Raw genomic sequence first — 19,406 nt, 5'->3', positions numbered from 1 at the left:
GGATCAAACTCTCCAAAAAGATTGTTTGCATTGCACAGGATGTGCAGGCATCTGTGTTGTCACAGGAAGTGACGAACTTAACAGATGTTCCTTTGCTCTTCAATAAAATAAGAATTAACTTACTGGCATGTATTTTGTTCAGTTTTCAAAGATCAATTTAGCGTCGTTATCAGCGACAGCTATATTATAATAACATCTACAAATGATAGTGTCAACAACTTTTTTAAGAAAATCTTTTTCTCAACAACACTATTTTTAACAGCAAGAAGAACTATATCATTCTTTTAAATATGAAGTCAATCAATTTTTCCGGTCTTAATAAGAAGCATTCCAATAAAGAAAGACGCAAACACTCAAAACTCCAACTTCCCAAACCCATTAAAAAAGAACGCTCTGATCCCATCGGAACGTTCAATCTACTTTCTTTTGTAACGAACACTGAACCGCAGTGGCAGGCAAGATACTCATTTAAGTCAAACAAATTTTTACGGATAGCGTTAGCCAGTGTTAACTTATTTTTCACAACCATCATTTCCTTATTCATTACATGTTCCTGTCTCTATGATTGCCCATCTTGTATTCTTTGAGACACACAAGTTTTCAAAAAATACTGGTTAGCAAACTGTTCTTTCCTCTATGTCATGCTGCCTACACAGTTAGCTTTTTTTAATATCTCGCCGTTCATTTAAAAAATGTTCGAAAATGATTTTTAAACTTAAATGAACGTGAGAAACAGCCTTTTTTGGAGGAGAAATAACCGTTCTGAAAAGAATACCCCTTACAGCAGTCAAGTTAAATACTTTCTGTACCCCTTATTCATTAAAGCGCCCGATAATATAAGAAAGCTATTTTTAGGTAATTGGGATTTTAAGTATTATTTCCGCAAAATCTTTTCCATCGCTTTTCCCCTTGCTAACTCATCGATCAGCTTATCCAAATAGCGGATTTCCTGCATAGTCGGTTCTTCAATGTCTTCCACTCGAACACCGCAGACTACCCCTTTGATTAAAAGCCGTGAAGGATTCAGTTCGGGAGCTTCCGCAAAAAAGGTCTCAAAGTCTGTCTGTTTTTTCAGTTGCGCTTCTAACTCTTCCTGGCTATACCCTGTCAACCAACAGATGATTTCATCGACTTCTATTTTCGTACGTCCTTTTTTCTCCGCCTTTGTCACATAATGAGGATAGACACTTGCGACACTCATTGTATAGACCTTATGTTTGGTCATGGTACATTTCCCTTTCCGTCTGTTTAGTTATCGTTTTTGAACTTCCACACGCTTATCTGACCATCTAATTAACTCCATTAGTCGAAACTAATGTTAATCGCTTGAATAGCTAATTCTAATGCTTTCATTCTTCTTTCTAATAATGTTTTTTGTGGGCTGCCAGCCTTTGACTTAGCGTAAATGTTCTTAATTGATGGGAATAAACCAACAAGAACATCGCGAGCTTCTGCCAAATCTTCCTGAGTGTAAGGGTGGGGTCTTTGATTCCAAACATTTTCTAGAATGGCTAAGCCGATATAAAGAGCTTTGAGTCGTTTCTTTAATAAGGTGGTACTTGCGGCTTTCTGAGTCATCTGAGCCAGGGCCTTTTCGGATTTACTGATTGTCGATTGGAAGGACTTTATAGATTCCAATTTATCTACATTTGATACGTTTTCCATGTTAGTACTATCCCCCTTCGTCTCTAAATGACTTTGCTTGGTACTCTATAAAATTGTTACAACTCTGTTGTCGCGGCAGGAGCAGTCGTAACGAAGGATGTCCCGGAGAATACTGTTGTTGCAGGAGCGCCTGCAACAGTTTAAAAAAAATTAACAATAATTTAGAATGAGTTTAGGCACTCTTATATTTAAACGACTATATCGTTGTAAGAGCGGCAAATCATTTTGCATCAATTACCCAATACATAAAAACCCCGCTCTGCTTTTAGATCGTGGTTTTATGTATTGGGGTTTTGGAAATAAATAACTTTATTGTCATTTTACAAATTTAATCCACCTGTACATTTTTTAAATCTCTTTTGTTTATTATTGAAAAGCCTATGTGATGATTGTAACCATTGTCCTCAAAATACCTCTATTTTTTTCGTTCTTAAGCATCACAATGTTTTTGCTTTTCTGCAATAGGAGCCTTCATTCTGTTACCCCCCCTATTCAGTGTAACGCTAACTATTATAGCTATTTCCTTATAGGGCTTAAAGCAAGAATTCTTTAAATTTCTAAACGGCGATAACACTACAATATGGAAAAAATGAAAAGAGTTTGAATGTCATTGAGAGTTACCCATATACAATAACATCCTCTATCTACTAAAGTAATATTTCTAACGCCACATAGAACCCCCTCATCCCTCCTATTAAAAACCATGTTTTTTTGAGAGGAGTGAAATTGATAATTAAATTGGCCATTTCGATTTGTTTTATTCCATGTTTCTCAACAAAATTGGCAAGTGACAGAATAGAGTTCTGCCACTTGCCAATTAATACTACCTTCAATAGTTCGGTGTAAAGCTAATCCCTCCATTAGTTATGGTTATATTTTTGTGAATTTTTCCCATTAACTATAATTTCTCCGCCAACGTCGAACTTCTTAACCCCGCCGCCCTCCAACGCGTAATTCGTAACATTGTCACCGTAAGTAATAATATCACCGTGAATGGTCAAACTTTCAACTTCACCACCTGATTTAATACTTATCGCGTTTGCCGCAAGCTTTGTTATTACACCTTTAACTAATGAATTACCCACAGATCCATATGTTGTTACATCTTCTTCCACAGTCATATTTCCAATGGGTCTGCTGACTTGTATGCCTATTGAGCCGTCACCATGGGTTGTAATGGATTTAAACTTAATATTTTCAACCGTACCGTCATATTGGTTAAATCCCCTAGCACCTAACCCATATGTAATAATATCTCGTGCCGTGAAATCTTTTACCGTCCCAAAGTTTACGAATCCTATACCGCTCGGGCCATAAGATGTGATTGGATAATTGCTAATCCATTTTTCGACTTTGCCCCATGTATCCAAAACCATATCATTCACACCGTAAGTCACCAGCTCACCATGATGTTCAACTGATTTTGCCTCAACACCATAAACAATGAAAACAGCAGCAGTAATGATATCGGCTGTGCCATAGGGTAGCAGACCATTTGAATATACAGCACCCGTAGTGAGTGTTTCCAAATTAACTCTGCCGCCTTCATTGCCAAAACCACTAACAAAAATACCCGAGCCAATAACCGGGGCATTTTTAAAGCCTATGCAGATATTTGTTAACCTGCATTCAATTATACTGTTTTCATTGGGATTAAAATTATATACGGTCAGTGCCCCTTGGTATACATTCACGCCATACTTTTGCGGCTGCTCACTATAATGTCTTGAATCGCAAGAAGTGATATGTATATGATCTGCAATCAAATTTATCTTGTCTGTCCCTGACCTGGAAATAATTGAAACCTGCCCTGTAATATTCAAGTTTTCAAGGACAATATTCCCCATATCTGGAATGCCATAAACCGTATATATTGCTCGGTTAGTTTGTCTTGTCATAATGGTTAGGTTTGAGATGGTATTGTTGCGTGTCATACCAAAACCATCACTATTGTTAAAGCTCACCATACATGAACTGTTACTTTTTCCTATTAATTTGTAGCCCTCAGGTAAAGAAATGGAGTGAGGGGAAAGAATGGATGTTTCTATCTCCAAGGTTTGGGGGATATTTTCGGAAATGGCTTGCATCAATTCTAAAAGTGTAGTTACCCTTGTTATTTTCATTTTAAAATCACCCTTTAAACTCATTATCATTGAGATCGCTTTCTTCAGTTACGATCCCGTCGTCATCTACTCTAGCTTCACAGTCTTATCTGTTTAAGCACTGTAATACTGGGCGACTCAATACCTCCCTGTGTATCAGTCCATATTCCATTCAATGAGAAATTCCATTTTCTCTGTTGATGACAAAAATGTCTTCATCAGCATTTTCATTTATTATCTTTTCCGGGCGTGTAATAGTAGGGATCATTTTTATGACTTTTAATTTCGTTATCATCTATAAAGAGTGTTCCATTTTCTAAAAATGTAGCTAACATAATATCCTCTACACTTTTACCTGCTTTTTCCACCTCATTTATTAACCACTTTTGTTCAAGCCGTAGGTATTTTAAATTATGATAAATAATTTGACCATCCATGATCAACGGAATAGGAAGGTATTCTTTTTTTATCTTCAAATTTAAATCATTAGGCTGGATGGGCCGGTATTCCGACTTAGGAATTACACTAATAATTCCTGTTTCCTCCATCGTTGCCATAGCAATATACTGCGTATCCGCATACCCTTTTACTCTTAAACGCGACAATAATTCATTGATTGGCATACGTACCTTTTTCAATCCTTTTCTATCTATATCACCATTTCGAATCAACACTGTTGGGCGTTCATACAGGACCCACCTTAATTTATTATGTAAGGATAAGCGAATGAAAATTTTATATAAAATCGCGATAATTACAGCATAGGTTAAAGCTTTGCTAACACTCTCGACTTCAACGGGGGAACTAATAATATTTGTCAAGACAAAAATATATAATAAATCGAAAGAGCCCATTTGAGAAACAGCTTTTTTTCCAGTCACTCTTATCAACAAATATCCTGTCAGGAAAATAATAATTCCATGATAAAGTGTTTCCAAAGTTGCATCCTCCTAAAACCACTGCATATAAAGAAAACGTACCGTTTAATTAAAACAACAATCCTACTTTGAAGAAGATTATGAAGATGACTCCTTACAAACTTAACACCCTCTAATTAACCATCGTTATCATTCTCTCCGTTTATTTCTCATCTAATCAAACTATGCTTCAATTTTCCCCTGCCATCATATTGGTGAAAACAATATCCTTTACAACTCATTAACATGTCTTCTTCTTAGGAGAAGATTTATCCGAAATGATAAATCTTTAATAAAGGATAAGGAAGCCAATTCAAAATCCAATTATTAGCGCAAATGTAAAGCATTAAATAATGCCCACCTAACAACTAGGCAGGCATCATTTGGGCTTACGTTCACTTCAATCCGAGTTCCACCTGCTTAACAGTGATAGCCTTCATTAGTTCCTTATCATTGACAATGGTAACGTCCGGGTCCCACTGTTCGCCTTGAGGCAGCTCAAATTGGAATTTCTCTGCATACGGAGCCGGACGGTTCATCATATACTCAACGATTTCTTGTTTGATGAACTCCCTTGCTTCTTCCGGTGTCCGTTTGCCGGTCACAATATCATACATCATGTTGATGGAAAGCGTATTGGCGCCTTCATTATCGCAATGGACAGACACTTCACCTTTTGTTCGGTCGATCACTAAGCTGCCTTCCAGTCGGGCAACAAGTCCCGCTTTGTCGGCTGGTACATGACAATCAATGACTTGCTCGAGCACATCGGTGTGCGATTCTGGGAAATCATGCGGCACTCCATCACAGAATGCGATTGTCCGTTTCCAAGGCCCGTTATTAAACCAGATAAGGTAACTCGGTGTTGCTTCATTCGGAGGCCCGTAAAATTTGATGGTATTTTTGGCAGCCATCTTGGATGTGGCAGGCCACTCCTCGATGATACTTTTCACAGAATCTAAATCGACAAAATGAGTCGCCTTCCTCTCTTCCCTTCCGGTCGCATGCAGTTTCTTGTTTTCAGCCATGGCGGCTGCCGCCAATTTTAGGCGCTCTTCGCCAGGTGCTTGTTCTGCTGCAGCCTTTTTCAAACCTTTTGTCATCGAATCATCCTCCTTAAATCATTGAACTCTGACCTTACACTTTCCTCTTCCCTGCCCGTTTTTCTCACAAGCCTTCAGAGGGTTGCGGTACAAAAACCTTTTACATTCTTTCTCTATTTTCAATATAAAAATGATTTCATCATTTACAATAAAATGACGGTAATGTTCGCTTTAATTATAGTGATCAAACAAATTAAAAGTTTGTCTAGATGACAGAACTTTGATAATACACCATAACACTGTCGGAATACTAATAAAATTGAAGAAAAGAAGTTAAAATTATCTCAAAAGAGGAACCATTGAACTTGTTGTTTCATACGGTTGCGAAAAAAAACGAAATGGAAGCAACTCTTGAAGAGAGGCATAACGGTAAGAATTTAATGAATATTTAGATTCAACAGGCCATGGTTTTCGTGATGGTAGAGATAGGGGTATTGGACAGCTTACATCTTCGACTATTTTAGATGTTAAAGATGCTACCAAAACAATCATCGAAGAATTAAAGAATAATAACCTCCTTCATGAAAAGATTGCGTATTTAAATCTTGAAGGAAGAAAATTTGATCTAATAGAAAAGAACATTGAGATCTCTCAATGTTCTTTTTATTTACATAGTCAAATAGTATTGGAATCTATAAAAGGATGTTCCATACACGAATCATTTTAGCTGCTTATTAAATTATAGTTCCTCGTTACTTCATTTACTTCGTAAATCCAAATAAAAAGCCCCCCATAAAACATTAAAAAAATTTAAGGCCTGCTTCTCTTGCTGCCTCGAAGCTTTCTCTAGCAAACTCAAACGGATCCATTCCAACATTCTCCCAGTGCATGTACATTAACCGCGGTTCTTCAAACAGCCAGTGGTTATGAAACGCCGTTACGATCATTCCTCTTCTTCGCAATGCATCAAGCATTGGATTAACTTCTCTTTGAAGGAGTACAGTTTCACCTAGGTTAAGACCATTATTTTCAAAGGATAACATAAATGGAAGCGCTAGCGGGGAACGAGTTCTGCGGCCTAAAATAGTTGCTTCAATATCTCGAAGGCGCATAACTACACAAACAGGAGCCGCTTGAACAACTTCACCACCGATAATATCCGCCAGTCTTTGACAATTGGACAAATTTATTCCTCCTTTCATTATGTTCTACTACAGCTTATGCAGAATATGGAAAGCTTGTCTAGGCAGATCAAATAAAGGTTTCAATAAAATATAAAAAAATTGAATAAGAGGAAGTAAAACATCATGGGACAGCAGCAGAAAAATGTAGATTTATTATGATAAGCATTTCGATACACGTCCTGTGAGGAATGATAAAGTCTAAAAAAATAAAAAAGCCAACTTTCGGGATAGTTCGCTGCTTAATTTATTTACCCCCAGCTCCATGACTAAATATTAGGAAAAAATCTAAAAAAGATTGAGGATATTCCTTCACCTGTTACAAAGAATACCTTCAACCTTTTTGTAGATCACTTGTCATCCATGCTAAATAGCAGGGTAAAATTAATAAATACTACATATCCTCATTTTCTTCCTGTATTAAATGTTTGGCAATGGTGTATCCAATTAGGTATGCAGGTGCAGATGTATTACCGTCAACAGTAAAAGGTATGATCGATGCATCCGCAACAATTAGATTGTCGACTCCATGCACTCTCCCATAACGATCGACTACACCGCCTCTATTGACAGGGGCCATTCGGAGTGAGCTTTGTTGATGATGATTATGATCAAAGTTTTCTTTAATAAAGATTTCAAGATCTCTATCATTATCAATTGTTTCGGGTGACGGATTTATAAGCTGATAATTCGGGTCAATTTCTGAAAGTTTTTTCGCAATGTCTTTAATATAAACCCTATAAATCGCTTTAATGGCTTCCATGTCATATCGATTTTCTAGAAAACCTTCATCTGCCAGCACAATTTTCAATGGATCATTGCTTTGTATTTTGATGGATCCTCGGCTTCTAGGCTGCAAAAACAAAATGGCTATCGTTAATTTGTCTTCTGCCACAAATCCAACCAATTGTACACCCCGGCGCCGGTTGTTGTTCCTTGCAAGAGGGTTAGGTAAGAAAGCCCCCCCTGTATAAAGAGAGAACGGATCATTTTGCAGTTCAGGAATATCCCTCGGATTAACAGTAAACGTAGCCGTGTTTAAGGTATGATTAGTCAAAGACTTTCCTACATTAGGATTATTAAAAATCATTGGGATACCCGCCTGACGCAGCTCACTTGAAGGCCCGATTCCAGATAACATTAAAAGGTGGGCGCTGTTTATGCCTGCTGAAATGATCACTTTCTTACGGGCAAATGCTCGTACCTTTTCCCCTTCTTTAAGAAATTCGATGCCAATTGCTCTTTTACCCTCAAATAGAATGCGAAGGGCGGTTGACTTATAAACAACCCTTAATTTTCTCCCATCTATCCCCATTCCATTAGAAGTCATAATATCTGAAGATAAAAAGGCCGTGGAAGAACTTTCCCGCTGTCCACCGGTTTGTTGAAATAATTGCCAACGGGTAAAAGGGCCAATGGGGGTTCTCGGATCATTATAATCAAGAATTTCATCAAAGCCTGTTGCCAGCTCCATGGCAGAAACTAATTTTTTTGTAAGGCCAGGCGGATCGGCAGGAGCTTGTCTGATATCCAGACGACCGCTAAAACCATGAAATTCTGGGCTATTCGTTTCCCCATGATAATTTTCTAACTGCTTAAAGTTCTTTATCGCCTGTGCAGGTGACCACAATGAACCTAGCAGCCTTTCCCATTGTTCTAAGACAGCTGGTGTAGGTCTGACATACTGCTCTCCATTAATTGAAGACCCTCCACCAGAAAGCCGGCCTGTTGTCCATTCAAAAGATCTGTCGTCCACCTCTGGTTGAGGCACGCCTTCTCCTTGCCAAAAATATTCAGGAAAAAATAATTCCTCTAGTTCCAGAGCAAATCTAGAATCCCTGATTGGCTGGTCTCTATCATCATTCTCTCCCGCTTCTAAGAGTAAAAGAGATGTTTGTTTATCATCCGTAAGTGTCTTAGCTATCACCGCACCAGCTGGTCCAGTTCCCACAACAATAAAATCAAAGATATTTTTTGACTCGTGTTGATCCATTTTGCAACCCCCTTTTTATTTATCTTATGAATAAATAAAAGAGAAGGAACATGTGTCCATCAACATATTGATAATCATCAGAAGGTCTATCTTTTAATTTAAACAACTGCAAAGTAAGCGGAATGTTTTATGTCAGTATTATAAAAATTTACAGGTAAAAAAACGGTGTACTGTAAAAAGACAATAAAGTAATTTAATTTAAAAAGACAAACAAGCATAAACCCGTCACGAATTTAGGACGGGGTAAAAATATAGTTGTTTAATTTTAATATAGATACTTCTTTATATTAAAAGATATAATAATTAAGTCGTTTAAAAACCTAAGGTTTATTCAACAATAGCACCCTTTAATGAAATAAGTAAAATATTACCTCTGTCTTAAATAAGTTAATATAAAAAATAGTAATTTAAATCGCTCATAAATAGCCCAATTTCTTGAGGTCCTTGTAAACTATCCAAGAGAACATTTTTCTTCCCTCTCTGTTTAAATGATCTGGATCGATAAAATAATCCTTGTTGTCTGCGAATCTTTGATCTCTCATATAATTTAAAAAAGGGACATCTAATTTAAGAGCTTTTAAGTACTGAAAAACAAGTCTATTCATTACTTCTTCATTGAAATATTCTTGATAAGACTGATGTACCGGCTCCATGGTTAATATTACTCGGTAGCCTTTCTCGCTGCAATACTCTACAATCTGTCTTAACTGCTTCACATTTTGTTGAATGTTATTGTTTTCAACCGCTTCTCTGTATTGTGCTTCTACTTTCTCATATTTTCTTCCTGAATAGTTTTTACCGTTATTTGCCCAAGGCTGATGAGAATTCCATTTAAAGTTTTTCAATTTACCTGAGAGCGCAGAATTAAAACTCCCACTATTTGTCCCAGGCAAGTACAAATAACTGTAATAATCAATTAAACGAAACGGTTCAATTTCGGTACGATCCAAAACTTTATAATAATTTCCTATGTGCTTGGCCTCAGAATTTGCGAAAGTAATTTGAGAGATGGAAACGATAACTACACCACCAGGTTTAAGGTACTTGCCATACTCTCTCAACAATTTAAAGTCGTACTGAATCGTCTGAGCAGGAAGTGCTAAGTCCAGATGGGACAAACCAGTAGGCTTAAAATAATAACCATACATTGAATGAGATGCACCTAGATTGATGATATCAACTGGATATGGGTGTTTCTTAAACGCCAGTATTGCATGGTTTATGTTGTAATCATAAGAATGCTTTACAAAGTTATTTACTGGCATAAACAGTAGTAAAACAACAGTAACGATAATTGTTAACTTAATGAATAAATGTCCCATAGCAAACCCTTTCAATACAGTGCTTCTTTTACTAAAATTACTCAATGGCTCACGAATAAAACGCAACCAAATTTCCCGTGTAATTTGGTTTTAGATTAAAATCCACCATAAACAAACCCATTTCCTGAAACACCGAATATAAGGACTGAAACAATAATAAAAATATAAAATGCAAACCTAGCGAATATCGAGCGCTGCGCTAGCCATTTCCATGTTGAAGCATTTTTTCTTTCGATATACTGAAATAGTTGTACAATTATAAAGAAAAAAACGAAAATCACTAAATCTAGTAGCGGAAATATTTCAAATGCTTTAACAATTCCCGATGGTCTCCAGGAGTTAATTGTTAAGAAAAGCTGTGCATTTTCAAATGCATGTGTTACGGAATCCGATCGAAAAAAAACTCTAGAAAAGCAAACTAGCAGGAAAGTTATTGCGATTTTCACCCACTTATGCAGCACTGGACTTCTATCCAATTGAATAAATGAAGCCACTTTTTCACGAAAATGTTTTGTATAATCTCCAAACACGCGATAAAACCCATGAATTAGACCCCATAAAACAAAAGTCCAAGCGGCCCCGTGCCAAATACCACTTACTAAAAAAGTAATCACAATTGCTAAATAAATTTCACTTCTCTTCTTTTTCCCCTTACATAACGGGAAAAAGATATAGTCCCTTAGCCATGTAGAGAGCGTTATATGCCATCTGCTCCAGAAATCCGATATCGAAACTGCAAAGTGCGGCTGCTTAAAGTTTTCTGTTAAATTTATCCCTAGCATTCTTGCACAACCGATGGCAATATCACTGCATGCTGAAAAATCAGCGAACAATTGTACCGAGAATAGAATAGTAGCTAGTACGATTTGTGAACCAGTCGGGTTAGGACTATCGAAAACACTAGATACAATTGGAGCTAGTCGATCTGCAATTAACGTCTTCTTAAAAAAACCCCATGCAATTCGCTTCATCCCATAGTTTAAATTTTCATAATTTAAACTATGTTCAACTTTAAATTGCGGAAGCAATTTCCTAGCCCGTTCAATCGGCCCAGCAACCAATTGTGGGAAGAATGCAAAAAATATTGAAAAATAGCCGTAATGTCTTTCTGCCTTTTGCTTTCCATAGTAGATATCCACAAGATAGCCTACTGCCTGAAATGTATAAAAAGAAATGGCTAATGGCAGGACAATTTCTTGGTAGGGTACGGTATAATTCCAATTCATGTATTTTGCAATCGCTCGAAGTGAGTCATTTACAAAATTAAAATATTTAAACCAGCCGAGAAAAAACAATAATACGGAAATACCAACTAGCATGACTTTTTTCTTCTGTTTTTTTGTCTCCTGTTTTTCAATTATGATTCCAGTAAAATAAGTAAGAGCTGTGCTTGCAAGTAGTAACGGTATAAATTGGATACTTAAGATAGCGTAAAAAATGTAACTTGCTGCTAATAAAAGAATCCATCTCAATCGATGCGGGATTAAATAATAAGTAAAAACAATTATTGCGAAAAATAGGAGAAACTCAATTGATATAAAAGTCATCCAATCACCTGATAAAAAATAAACTTAAGATTTTTCATAAAACGAGGCAAAAAATAACACTAAAGCTGTCCAAGTTACGTGAAACCCTGAAATATGTCGACGAAACACTTAAGAACTAATAAACTATGTACTAATGTAGGATTCACGTTATTTCAATGTTTCACCTAGAAGGTGGCACCCTCAGTTTTAGATCTCAGTATTTAAGGTTTTGTCACGTATATCAAATTTCCTGTCAAGGGTTCAGGTGACTACAAATTATCCATATTTAGGTAAATCAGAATAGAGGATTTTTCCAAAATGATTACGTGGGATTTCCTCAATTCTCATAATCTTAAAGCCTTTTAAGTTTAATTTTTCCTTGATTATTTTTTTAATTTGAACATAATCTTCTTTTAATGTGTAAATATACATTTGGTCATCCGTCCCAGCACAGATACAATCATGACCATGCTCATTTAAAAGCTCTTCAACTTCATCAAGGCTGATACGGTTTCCATAGAGTTTAATCATTCTTTTGATTCGGCCAGATATAAAAAAATACCCATCCTGATCAAAGTAAGCGATATCACCTGTATGTAAAATACCGTTGTTCTCATCTTTTTTCGAAAGATCGAAAAACGACTCAGCATACCCTAAAGAAACATTTGCTCCTTTGTATATCAATTCGCCCGTGACATTAGGCTCTATAATTTTGTTGCCATTGTCATCTTGCAGGATCAGTTCTCCACCTGGAATGGGAATACCAATACTTCCGACTTTATCAAGATTTTTTTCACATGGTAAATAGGTCATCCTCGCCGTTGCTTCGGTTTGACCATACATGGTAAAAAATTGAATTCCTTTTTGGTTACATAATTTAGCAAACTTGCACGATAGAATTGGGCTTAATTTTCCACCTGCTTGAGTTAGTTTTTTTAAACTTGGAAGATCAAACTCTTCAAACTTTAGCCTATTAAGCATCTCATACACGAAAGGAACTCCTCCAAAAGTTGTTACTCTCTGCTCTCTACACAAGTCCCAAAACTCTTTTTTCATGATAGATGCATCCGTTACAATTATCGTCGCCCCGCATATCAAATGACTATTGATAATAGAAAGACCATAGGAGTAATTCATTGGAAGTGTTGTTATAGGTTTATCGTCTGCATGGATATCAAGGTACTTTGCTATTGATTCAGCATTTTTGAAAATATTTTCATAACTTAAGCGAACAAATTTGGGACTTCCAGTACTTCCAGAGGTTGTTAAAAGGAGCGCAAGATTTTCATAAAGATCATGTTGGAAAAATGTCGGACATCTAAATAATGTATAATCCCCAAACACAAATGAACTATCCATTGTTTTTAACAGGTGTCGATTTTCACTACTCGCCCAAATATAGTTAGGCTTATATAGGTTAATTAGTCTGCGCAACCGATCAATATGGATGGATGCATCCAAAAGTACAGGTACAACACCACCTCTAATAAAGCCCACATAGCCAAATAAAGACTCTTTATTATTTGAACATAAACAAAAAACGAGTGTTCTTTCACCTACTTCACCGCAGATAGCGTCAGCAATTTCTAACATTTCAGAGTAAGAATATTTTCGTTCAGCATATACAGCGGTTCGGTTCCCAAACTCCTCAAATTTTTTGAAGCTATTCATTAATAAAGTCCACTCCCAACCGTTTCAATAGCTCCATTCCTGACAGGTAAGAATTGAACTCTGTAATCCATTCAGAATCTAAAGAGACATCAAAAACATCCTCAATCTCAGAAATGAGTGCCATATGTCCAATTGAATCCCATTCACTTGTTACTCCAAGCTCTAAATCTTCACATACATCATCTTCCTCCAAGTCCAGTACATTGATAAATGCATTTCTATATTTTTCGATATTTCTCATCATTTACACCCTTTCAATAATTACTTTCTCCTGTATCTGTGTGAAGAGCTTGTTAGCTCAAAAAGCTGCTATATCCGACAAATTTTTTAGGGTTCAGCATCCACATCTTAAATATGATACACCTGAAATTCACGGTAACCTAATCCATATTTATGTCTGAAGTTATACTTTTTTGTCGAGGATAATGCAAACTTTAACTCACTTTCTTAAGTACTGAAAAAAACTCTAGCTCGAAGAAAAATTTTTAAAATATCGTTGGAAGAAATAATAGACAAAATGCGCAGCCATTATCGATTACTCAAATCAATAATTCTGTTATTTTTCATCGAGACACCACTTATCAGCACATTTTCATTTCCTTTTGCTGATAACGATAATCATTTTCACATATGATTCTAGCATATCACTTTTCAAAAGGTCAACAACTCACGTAATATTTTGTTTTATGATACTTTCTGTAAACGAGATCAATGAATCTTTTACGATATTCGTAATGCTTTCCATTTCGTAAACAACTACTTTTTGGATAATCTTAGAGGAACATTCATCAATGAAAAACAATGTAAATACTACAGTCATCAATAAGAGAGACAATCCTTTCAACGAAAATCCCCCATCTGAATAATTAGACAATTTTATCTCGAATAAACGTACATATATATTTATATTCAATTATTAAATTAACCTGCTCTGTTAGTTTAAGTGCATTTCTTCACAATATCTGCTGCAATTTAACATAAATCCCCCATTCATTAACAAGTGTTATTCAACAATCTGGCCCGATTGTTGAATAACATGACTGGCGTTTTTTAAACAACTTTATTATGTTTTAAACGACTTTATTGTAAATTAAAGAGCTGTATTGTTTCTGTACATTAATTTATTTTAACTTCTAGCCCCAAGATTCAATATTATGAGAAAATCCTAAAAAAATTGGCGCTTAATTTTCTCCTATTAACCCAGTTCCATTAGAAGTCAAATAAAGACAAAGAAACGGTGTGCGTCATGCCTTATAAAAAAAGCATTTCATGAAATATTCAATTTAAAGATATCATTCTACATAATAGAAGGGTGTATTTTTATTTAGAAGCAAAACATAGTTAGATTAGCAGGGCATAATTTCATCTATTTATTACCGCAGCATGCTGCCGGTCGATTTTTAAATCATAGTTCCGTCTCTAATCAATAGTTAATATATTGTATCTAAAAGCCATTATGAATGAGGTGAACGTATGTATTTTTTTAAGTCAATCTCAGATGATGTTCGATTTGCCCAATTAGAATTTCGTAAACATACCAAAACGATGAGGCTTGCTTTTGGTGCTTTTCTCGTCTGTATAGCTGCTGCACTTCAGGCAGCAGGCGGCGTTTTACCAGGGGTCGGTTATTTTATCAGCCCATTTGCCACTTTACCCATTTTGATTGGTGCCATGTTTTCCCTTCAGATGGGCGTGATGTCTTATTTTCTTACGATCTTGCTGCTATTCATTCTGTTTCCAAGTGAACTAATGGTTTTTCCTTTTACAACAGGGTTGATGGGGATTGGTATAGGCATAGCTTTTTCTTTTTTTAAGAAGAGATTTATCATTATTTCTGTTGGGGCTATTCTCTTAACGATAGGCATTATGATTCTACTATATGTTTTCTCCTTTCCTGTTCTTGGCCCAGCCGTATCCAGTTCTTTTTCACTCCTTACAGCAGGAAGTATTTTTTTATTTTCTTTCCTTTATAACTGTCTGTGGGTTGAAATAGCTTTATTCTTTTTTAAAAAATTAAAGACCTTTATAACTTATTGACTCTTCAAATCAACCCGGCATTTGGAGAGTCATCGTTGCGGCAAGCCGCATTCTATTCATTGCAAAAATATCATTGTTCTCGTTTCTGTATTTATGGTGGATATTCGGCGGCCGACTCGTGGTGCTGGTTTGCCGCCGGTCGTATCGGAAGCCTCACTGTCAAATTTCTCAATCATAACTTCTCGCGATAAGCAGGATCGCTAACAGGATTGCTAACAGGAGAATGGCACTCGTCCATATTTGTGCCTTTACTGTTTCAGGAAAAAGATTTTGGATTTTAAAACTTTCTCCCCTAAGAGGAGTATACAAATCGGGATAGAAGAACCATCTAGAATGATTGCTCTCTCGTTTGTTTTATATTTAGATTCAATTAAAGTCGATAAAGAGATTTATCTGATATTAATTCGAATTTTATAGTTATAAATCATGGAACAATTTCAAAAATAGTACCTTGGTTAAAATCAGTCACCTTCATAGAGCCATAAACCCCTAAATATAGGCTGGTTTGATCCATATTCGTTCCCAAACTAACATAATAAGCCGATTGAGTTCCAAAATTATAATCGGTTTCAATCACGCTAAAATCAGCTGGTTTACAATCTGTTCTTACCCTTGTATAAGCTAACACCCCTCTAACAGAAGATGGAGACTCTTTATGACGGGCAAGATCGGTAAATATAATGCTACCCGTTAAATCGGGGATTCCTTGACCCATATATGGCTGGACTCCTGTCAGTGCAGTCCCTCCAAACTTATCAGGTCGGGGATCTTTATGAAAATAACTGGTTAAAGGCTGAAGACGCCTCGCTGAAGTTTTTACTGCTTCATCGTAATAAGCAATTATTTTCTCTTCCAAAGTCGAATTTACAGAGCAGCTCCTTATAAACGAAGTAGGAAAAGCACCTTCCCACCCTCGCCAACCGAAGTTTATGCATTCTTCTTGGTCAGGTTCAGATGTCATTAAAGAAGCTTGAACAAGCTGAGTAACCGGTATAGGCTTATAAGAACCAAATGAAAAAATCGATTCTGCCAAGTCCTGTCCGACATTTCCTGCGTATTTGATATACTGATTATAAAATCTTTGATATGAAATGCCCGGTATATTGCGAACCCCTTTGGCCATTACCGTAAGCGATTCCTGAATAGGTACGGGAAGTTCATTAAAACGTGTAACTACGGGTGGATTATAGATAAATGGAGCCTTCCCTACATCAATTTCAATTATTTTACCGGCTATCTCCATATCATCCTGACTTAAGTTAAAAGGATCATAGCCTGATCCACCATCTCCGGTTGTTAAAACAAGTTTTCCTGTTTCAGGTGAGAAGTTTAAGCTATTAACACCATTATGATTAAAAAATGGCCTTCTTAGGTTAAGTAATGTTCGTCGTTTTTGAGGTTGGCCGTTCGATTGTAAAATCCATTCTTCCACTGTATCAATATGATCATATTGAGCCTCTCTATTTATCCACTTTGAATTTAAAGTTTTAGGATTACACGGATTAGGTTTAAAAGATTCAGAAAGAGCACCGGGTCCTTGTGTTCCAGCTACCGAATAATGAAGATAAAAGAGACCGTTATAATAAAAGTCAGGATGAAACGCTAGTCCTAGCAATCCCCGTTCATCATACCCACCACTAGAAACACCCAGCTTTATGATTCGTGGGCGAATATCTAAAAAAGTCCTTAACATTTCGTTTCCTATGTAAAAGATTTCTCCTGCTTGTGTTGCAATAAACAGCCTCTCCATTGAGTCACCAGGCAGTATAGTTGTTTTCAAAACAGTAGGTAAATTTATCTTACTTACAATGGGTCGTAAACGAACCTTCACTTTTTTCAACTAATTTCACACTCCCTTCTATTATTTTCTTTTATAAAAATATGATTAAATTTATTGTATTAGTACCAAATCAGGGCCGAAGTACATCATGCAGCCTTCACTTTTTATGTCCAAATTATCGATTCACAATATGAAAGGATCAACAAAAAGCAACATGCCTCTCAAGCCAAGAAAATAAAAAACCTGACAACATAAATAGAATGTTGTCAGGTCGATTGAAAGTTCAGAAAAGCGGTCTAATCATGTTTTTTCTCGTAATCAAATTCAAACTCAATTTCTTCAAGTTTAACGTACTTTGTTTTTTTGATAAATTTATAACCGAACCATAAGCAAAGGAAAAGCGGAATACCTAAATAAGCAGCTACTACATTGCCCCAATCCACTTTATCGTTCATAAAAGCTTGGAAGTTTTGGGCGATGATCACAACTAAACCACACCCGATTGCAAAAATCGGTCCAATTGGATACCATTTTGCTCTATACGGTAATTTGTCCAGTGAATAACCTTGAGCGATAAAGGCTTTACGGAAACGATAATGACTGATTGAAATACCGAGCCAGAATATAAACCCTGTAATACCAATGGCATTCATTAACCAAATGTAGACAACCCCATCACCAAAGAAAGAAGCCAAGAAGGCAAGCGTACCGACTGCACATGTTAAAAGCATTCCAGCTACAGGTACACTGCGTTTATTAAGTTCCCCAAAAATACGAGGGGCTTGTCCTTCTTTAGCCATTGAATACAGCATACGAGTTGACGCATATAAACTAGAGTTCCCCGCTGACAGTACAGCTGTTAAAATAACTGCATTCATAAGCGAAGCCGCAAAGGCGATTCCAGCTTTTTCAAAGATGAGAGTGAATGGACTAACCATAACATTATCACTTTGTAAATTTGGATGTGTATAAGGAATAATAAGGCCGATAACAAGAATGGCTAATACGTAAAAGAGAAGAATTCTCCAGAATACACTTTTAATAGCTTTTGGAATATTTTTGGCCGGATCTTCGCTTTCACCAGCTGCTACACCGACAATCTCTGTACCTTGAAAGGAAAAACCTGCTGCAATAAAAACAATAAAAACACCCAAAAGACCACCCGAAAAAGGCGCTTCACCCATGGTAAAGTTTTTAAACCCTATTTCTTCTCCACCCATAATACCAAAAATCATCAGTACGCCAACTACAATGAAAATAATAATAGCACTTACCTTAATCAAGGAAAGCCAATATTCCCCTTCTCCATATCCTTTAACAGATAAATAGTTTAATAGAAAAATAAGAGCTAAGAACGAACCACTCCACAACAATGATGGACTGTCGGGAAACCAGAATTTCATGATCATCGTCGAGGCAGATAACTCAGCTGCAATCGTCATCGCCCAGTTAAACCAGTACGTCCATCCAATTGCGAAGCCAAAGGCTGGATCTACGAATTTTGTGCCATACGTACTGAACGAACCACTTGTTGGCATAAAAGCGGCCATCTCTCCTAAACTCGTCATCACAAAATAGACCATCGCGCCCACTAAAATATAAGCCAGTAAAGCCCCGCCTGGTCCAGCTGTGTGAATGGCTGCACCACTGCTAAGGAACAGTCCTGTACCAATAGATCCTCCAATAGAGATCATCGTTAAATGCCGAGCTTTTAAGCCCCTTTTTAATTTCTGTGAAGGCTCTGGCATGTGGTTTTTTTCTTGCGCTAGCATACAGTATCAATCCTTTCTTTGCTGTCTTGATTAATAGCTTGGATTTTTTGAATAATAGTGGTTTTAGGTAAAAACGCTTTCAAACTATTCCATTGTTATAAATAAGGCGGACAACGTTGATGTTTTGGGCTATCAGGATCATTCATTCCTAGTAGTGAAACAAGGAATAGTCAAGATGAGGTTGCGAAAGTTCCTTGTAACATTGCCAATATTTTATTGATTTTTCCGGGTCTGTAAAGAAAGAAGAGAAACCTCTTCTTAAAAAAGAAGTAGAAAATAAATACAATAACCAATATGAACAAAATTAATAGAATGGTGAGACCGGAAAATGGAATATTTCACTCTTGTTGTTTTCCTTTATAAACTCCTTCTCCTTTCGACTAATTCATCTATCTCG

The 19,406-nt window shown here is 36.5% G+C and carries 17 protein-coding genes and 1 pseudogene; 3 read left to right on the top strand and 15 right to left on the bottom strand.

Translation table 11 applies throughout. The features are described 5' to 3' along the window. Positions 1 to 271 precede the first annotated feature (271 nt). The 3 genes from A8F95_RS06575 to A8F95_RS06565 all read right to left on the bottom strand — a co-directional run bounded on the left by A8F95_RS06575 (position 272) and on the right by A8F95_RS06565 (position 1,665). On the bottom strand, positions 272 to 544 hold the full coding sequence (locus tag A8F95_RS06575; protein ID WP_065409818.1) for a hypothetical protein: 273 nt from the start codon (positions 542 to 544) through the stop codon (positions 272 to 274). A 330-nt stretch (positions 545 to 874) separates the two neighbouring features. Continuing rightward, positions 875 to 1,225, bottom strand: coding sequence for a DUF2200 domain-containing protein (locus A8F95_RS06570; RefSeq protein ID WP_065409817.1), 351 nt, complete (start codon positions 1,223 to 1,225; stop codon positions 875 to 877). 77 nt (positions 1,226 to 1,302) lie between these two features. Continuing rightward, positions 1,303 to 1,665, bottom strand: a complete 363-nt coding sequence (locus A8F95_RS06565) for a hypothetical protein (protein WP_065409816.1) — start codon at positions 1,663 to 1,665, stop codon at positions 1,303 to 1,305. A gap of 60 nt (positions 1,666 to 1,725) precedes the next feature. On the opposite strand from A8F95_RS06565, the pseudogene A8F95_RS21625 reads away from it, so the two are divergent. Then, positions 1,726 to 1,835: pseudogene (locus A8F95_RS21625) on the top strand (sugar O-acetyltransferase); the annotation flags it as partial. A gap of 690 nt (positions 1,836 to 2,525) precedes the next feature. Here the strand turns inward: A8F95_RS21625 and A8F95_RS06555 are convergent. From A8F95_RS06555 to A8F95_RS22370, 10 genes are all read right to left on the bottom strand, one after another. After that, positions 2,526 to 3,812 (bottom strand): hypothetical protein, encoded by a 1,287-nt coding sequence (locus A8F95_RS06555; protein WP_218060664.1) that lies wholly within the window; start codon positions 3,810 to 3,812, stop codon positions 2,526 to 2,528. Between the two features lie 182 nt (positions 3,813 to 3,994). Further along, entirely contained in the window at positions 3,995 to 4,705 is a 711-nt protein-coding gene (locus tag A8F95_RS06550; RefSeq protein WP_065409814.1) for a DUF421 domain-containing protein, read from the bottom strand. Between the two features lie 374 nt (positions 4,706 to 5,079). Then, a complete protein-coding gene (locus tag A8F95_RS06545) occupies positions 5,080 to 5,787 on the bottom strand; it encodes a hypothetical protein (RefSeq protein ID WP_077247247.1) in 708 nt (235 codons plus the stop codon). Positions 5,788 to 6,527: 740 nt separating this feature from the next. Next, positions 6,528 to 6,911 carry a DUF1259 domain-containing protein gene (locus A8F95_RS06540; RefSeq protein WP_245671163.1) on the bottom strand — a complete coding sequence of 128 codons (384 nt, stop codon included), beginning with the start codon at positions 6,909 to 6,911 and terminating at the stop codon, positions 6,528 to 6,530. A 391-nt stretch (positions 6,912 to 7,302) separates the two neighbouring features. Next, positions 7,303 to 8,901 (bottom strand): GMC family oxidoreductase, encoded by a 1,599-nt coding sequence (locus tag A8F95_RS06535; protein WP_065409812.1) that lies wholly within the window; start codon positions 8,899 to 8,901, stop codon positions 7,303 to 7,305. A 416-nt stretch (positions 8,902 to 9,317) separates the two neighbouring features. Next, on the bottom strand, positions 9,318 to 10,238 hold the full coding sequence (locus A8F95_RS06530; RefSeq protein ID WP_245671161.1) for a hypothetical protein: 921 nt from the start codon (positions 10,236 to 10,238) through the stop codon (positions 9,318 to 9,320). 80 nt (positions 10,239 to 10,318) lie between these two features. Continuing rightward, positions 10,319 to 11,770 (bottom strand): MBOAT family O-acyltransferase, encoded by a 1,452-nt coding sequence (locus A8F95_RS06525; RefSeq protein WP_065409811.1) that lies wholly within the window; start codon positions 11,768 to 11,770, stop codon positions 10,319 to 10,321. Between the two features lie 255 nt (positions 11,771 to 12,025). Beyond that, entirely contained in the window at positions 12,026 to 13,420 is a 1,395-nt protein-coding gene (locus A8F95_RS06520; protein WP_065409810.1) for an AMP-binding protein, read from the bottom strand. Beyond that, positions 13,413 to 13,664, bottom strand: coding sequence for an acyl carrier protein (locus tag A8F95_RS06515; RefSeq protein WP_245671159.1), 252 nt, complete (start codon positions 13,662 to 13,664; stop codon positions 13,413 to 13,415). Before A8F95_RS06515 ends, A8F95_RS06520 begins: the two co-directional genes overlap by 8 nt. 423 nt (positions 13,665 to 14,087) lie before the next feature. Then, positions 14,088 to 14,264, bottom strand: a complete 177-nt coding sequence (locus A8F95_RS22370; RefSeq protein ID WP_176713640.1) for a hypothetical protein — start codon at positions 14,262 to 14,264, stop codon at positions 14,088 to 14,090. Positions 14,265 to 14,893: 629 nt separating this feature from the next. Here A8F95_RS22370 and A8F95_RS06510 point away from each other — a divergent pair. Next, positions 14,894 to 15,457: a hypothetical protein gene (locus A8F95_RS06510; protein WP_065409809.1), complete on the top strand. Its 564-nt coding sequence runs from the start codon at positions 14,894 to 14,896 to the stop codon at positions 15,455 to 15,457. Between the two features lie 21 nt (positions 15,458 to 15,478). Next, entirely contained in the window at positions 15,479 to 15,661 is a 183-nt protein-coding gene (locus A8F95_RS22040; RefSeq protein WP_141676235.1) for a hypothetical protein, read from the top strand. Between the two features lie 220 nt (positions 15,662 to 15,881). On the opposite strand, the gene A8F95_RS06505 is transcribed toward A8F95_RS22040, so the two are convergent. Together A8F95_RS06505 and A8F95_RS06500 are read right to left on the bottom strand one after the other, a co-directional pair. Next, positions 15,882 to 17,297, bottom strand: coding sequence for a PQQ-dependent sugar dehydrogenase (locus tag A8F95_RS06505; RefSeq protein ID WP_065409808.1), 1,416 nt, complete (start codon positions 17,295 to 17,297; stop codon positions 15,882 to 15,884). A gap of 236 nt (positions 17,298 to 17,533) precedes the next feature. Continuing rightward, on the bottom strand, positions 17,534 to 18,985 hold the full coding sequence (locus tag A8F95_RS06500; protein WP_065409824.1) for an amino acid permease: 1,452 nt from the start codon (positions 18,983 to 18,985) through the stop codon (positions 17,534 to 17,536). Positions 18,986 to 19,406: the final 421 nt, after the last annotated feature.

Origin of the sequence: Pseudobacillus wudalianchiensis, assembly GCF_001685015.1 — a bacterium.
GTDB lineage: Bacteria > Bacillota > Bacilli > Bacillales > Domibacillaceae > Pseudobacillus > Pseudobacillus wudalianchiensis.
This window is presented reverse-complemented; position numbering and strand designations above follow the sequence as displayed.

Coding starts and splice junctions, on each gene's coding strand:
- A8F95_RS06535 (WP_065409812.1), bottom strand. CDS start 8,901: ATGGATCAACACGAGTCAAAAAATATCTTTGATTTTATTGTTGTGGGA.
- A8F95_RS06510 (WP_065409809.1), top strand. CDS start 14,894: ATGTATTTTTTTAAGTCAATCTCAGATGATGTTCGATTTGCCCAATTA.
- A8F95_RS06555 (WP_218060664.1), bottom strand. CDS start 3,812: ATGAGTTTAAAGGGTGATTTTAAAATGAAAATAACAAGGGTAACTACA.
- A8F95_RS06565 (WP_065409816.1), bottom strand. CDS start 1,665: ATGGAAAACGTATCAAATGTAGATAAATTGGAATCTATAAAGTCCTTC.
- A8F95_RS06570 (WP_065409817.1), bottom strand. CDS start 1,225: ATGACCAAACATAAGGTCTATACAATGAGTGTCGCAAGTGTCTATCCT.
- A8F95_RS06520 (WP_065409810.1), bottom strand. CDS start 13,420: ATGAATAGCTTCAAAAAATTTGAGGAGTTTGGGAACCGAACCGCTGTA.
- A8F95_RS06575 (WP_065409818.1), bottom strand. CDS start 544: ATGAATAAGGAAATGATGGTTGTGAAAAATAAGTTAACACTGGCTAAC.
- A8F95_RS06500 (WP_065409824.1), bottom strand. CDS start 18,985: ATGCCAGAGCCTTCACAGAAATTAAAAAGGGGCTTAAAAGCTCGGCAT.
- A8F95_RS06545 (WP_077247247.1), bottom strand. CDS start 5,787: ATGACAAAAGGTTTGAAAAAGGCTGCAGCAGAACAAGCACCTGGCGAA.
- A8F95_RS06525 (WP_065409811.1), bottom strand. CDS start 11,770: ATGACTTTTATATCAATTGAGTTTCTCCTATTTTTCGCAATAATTGTT.
- A8F95_RS06515 (WP_245671159.1), bottom strand. CDS start 13,664: ATGATGAGAAATATCGAAAAATATAGAAATGCATTTATCAATGTACTG.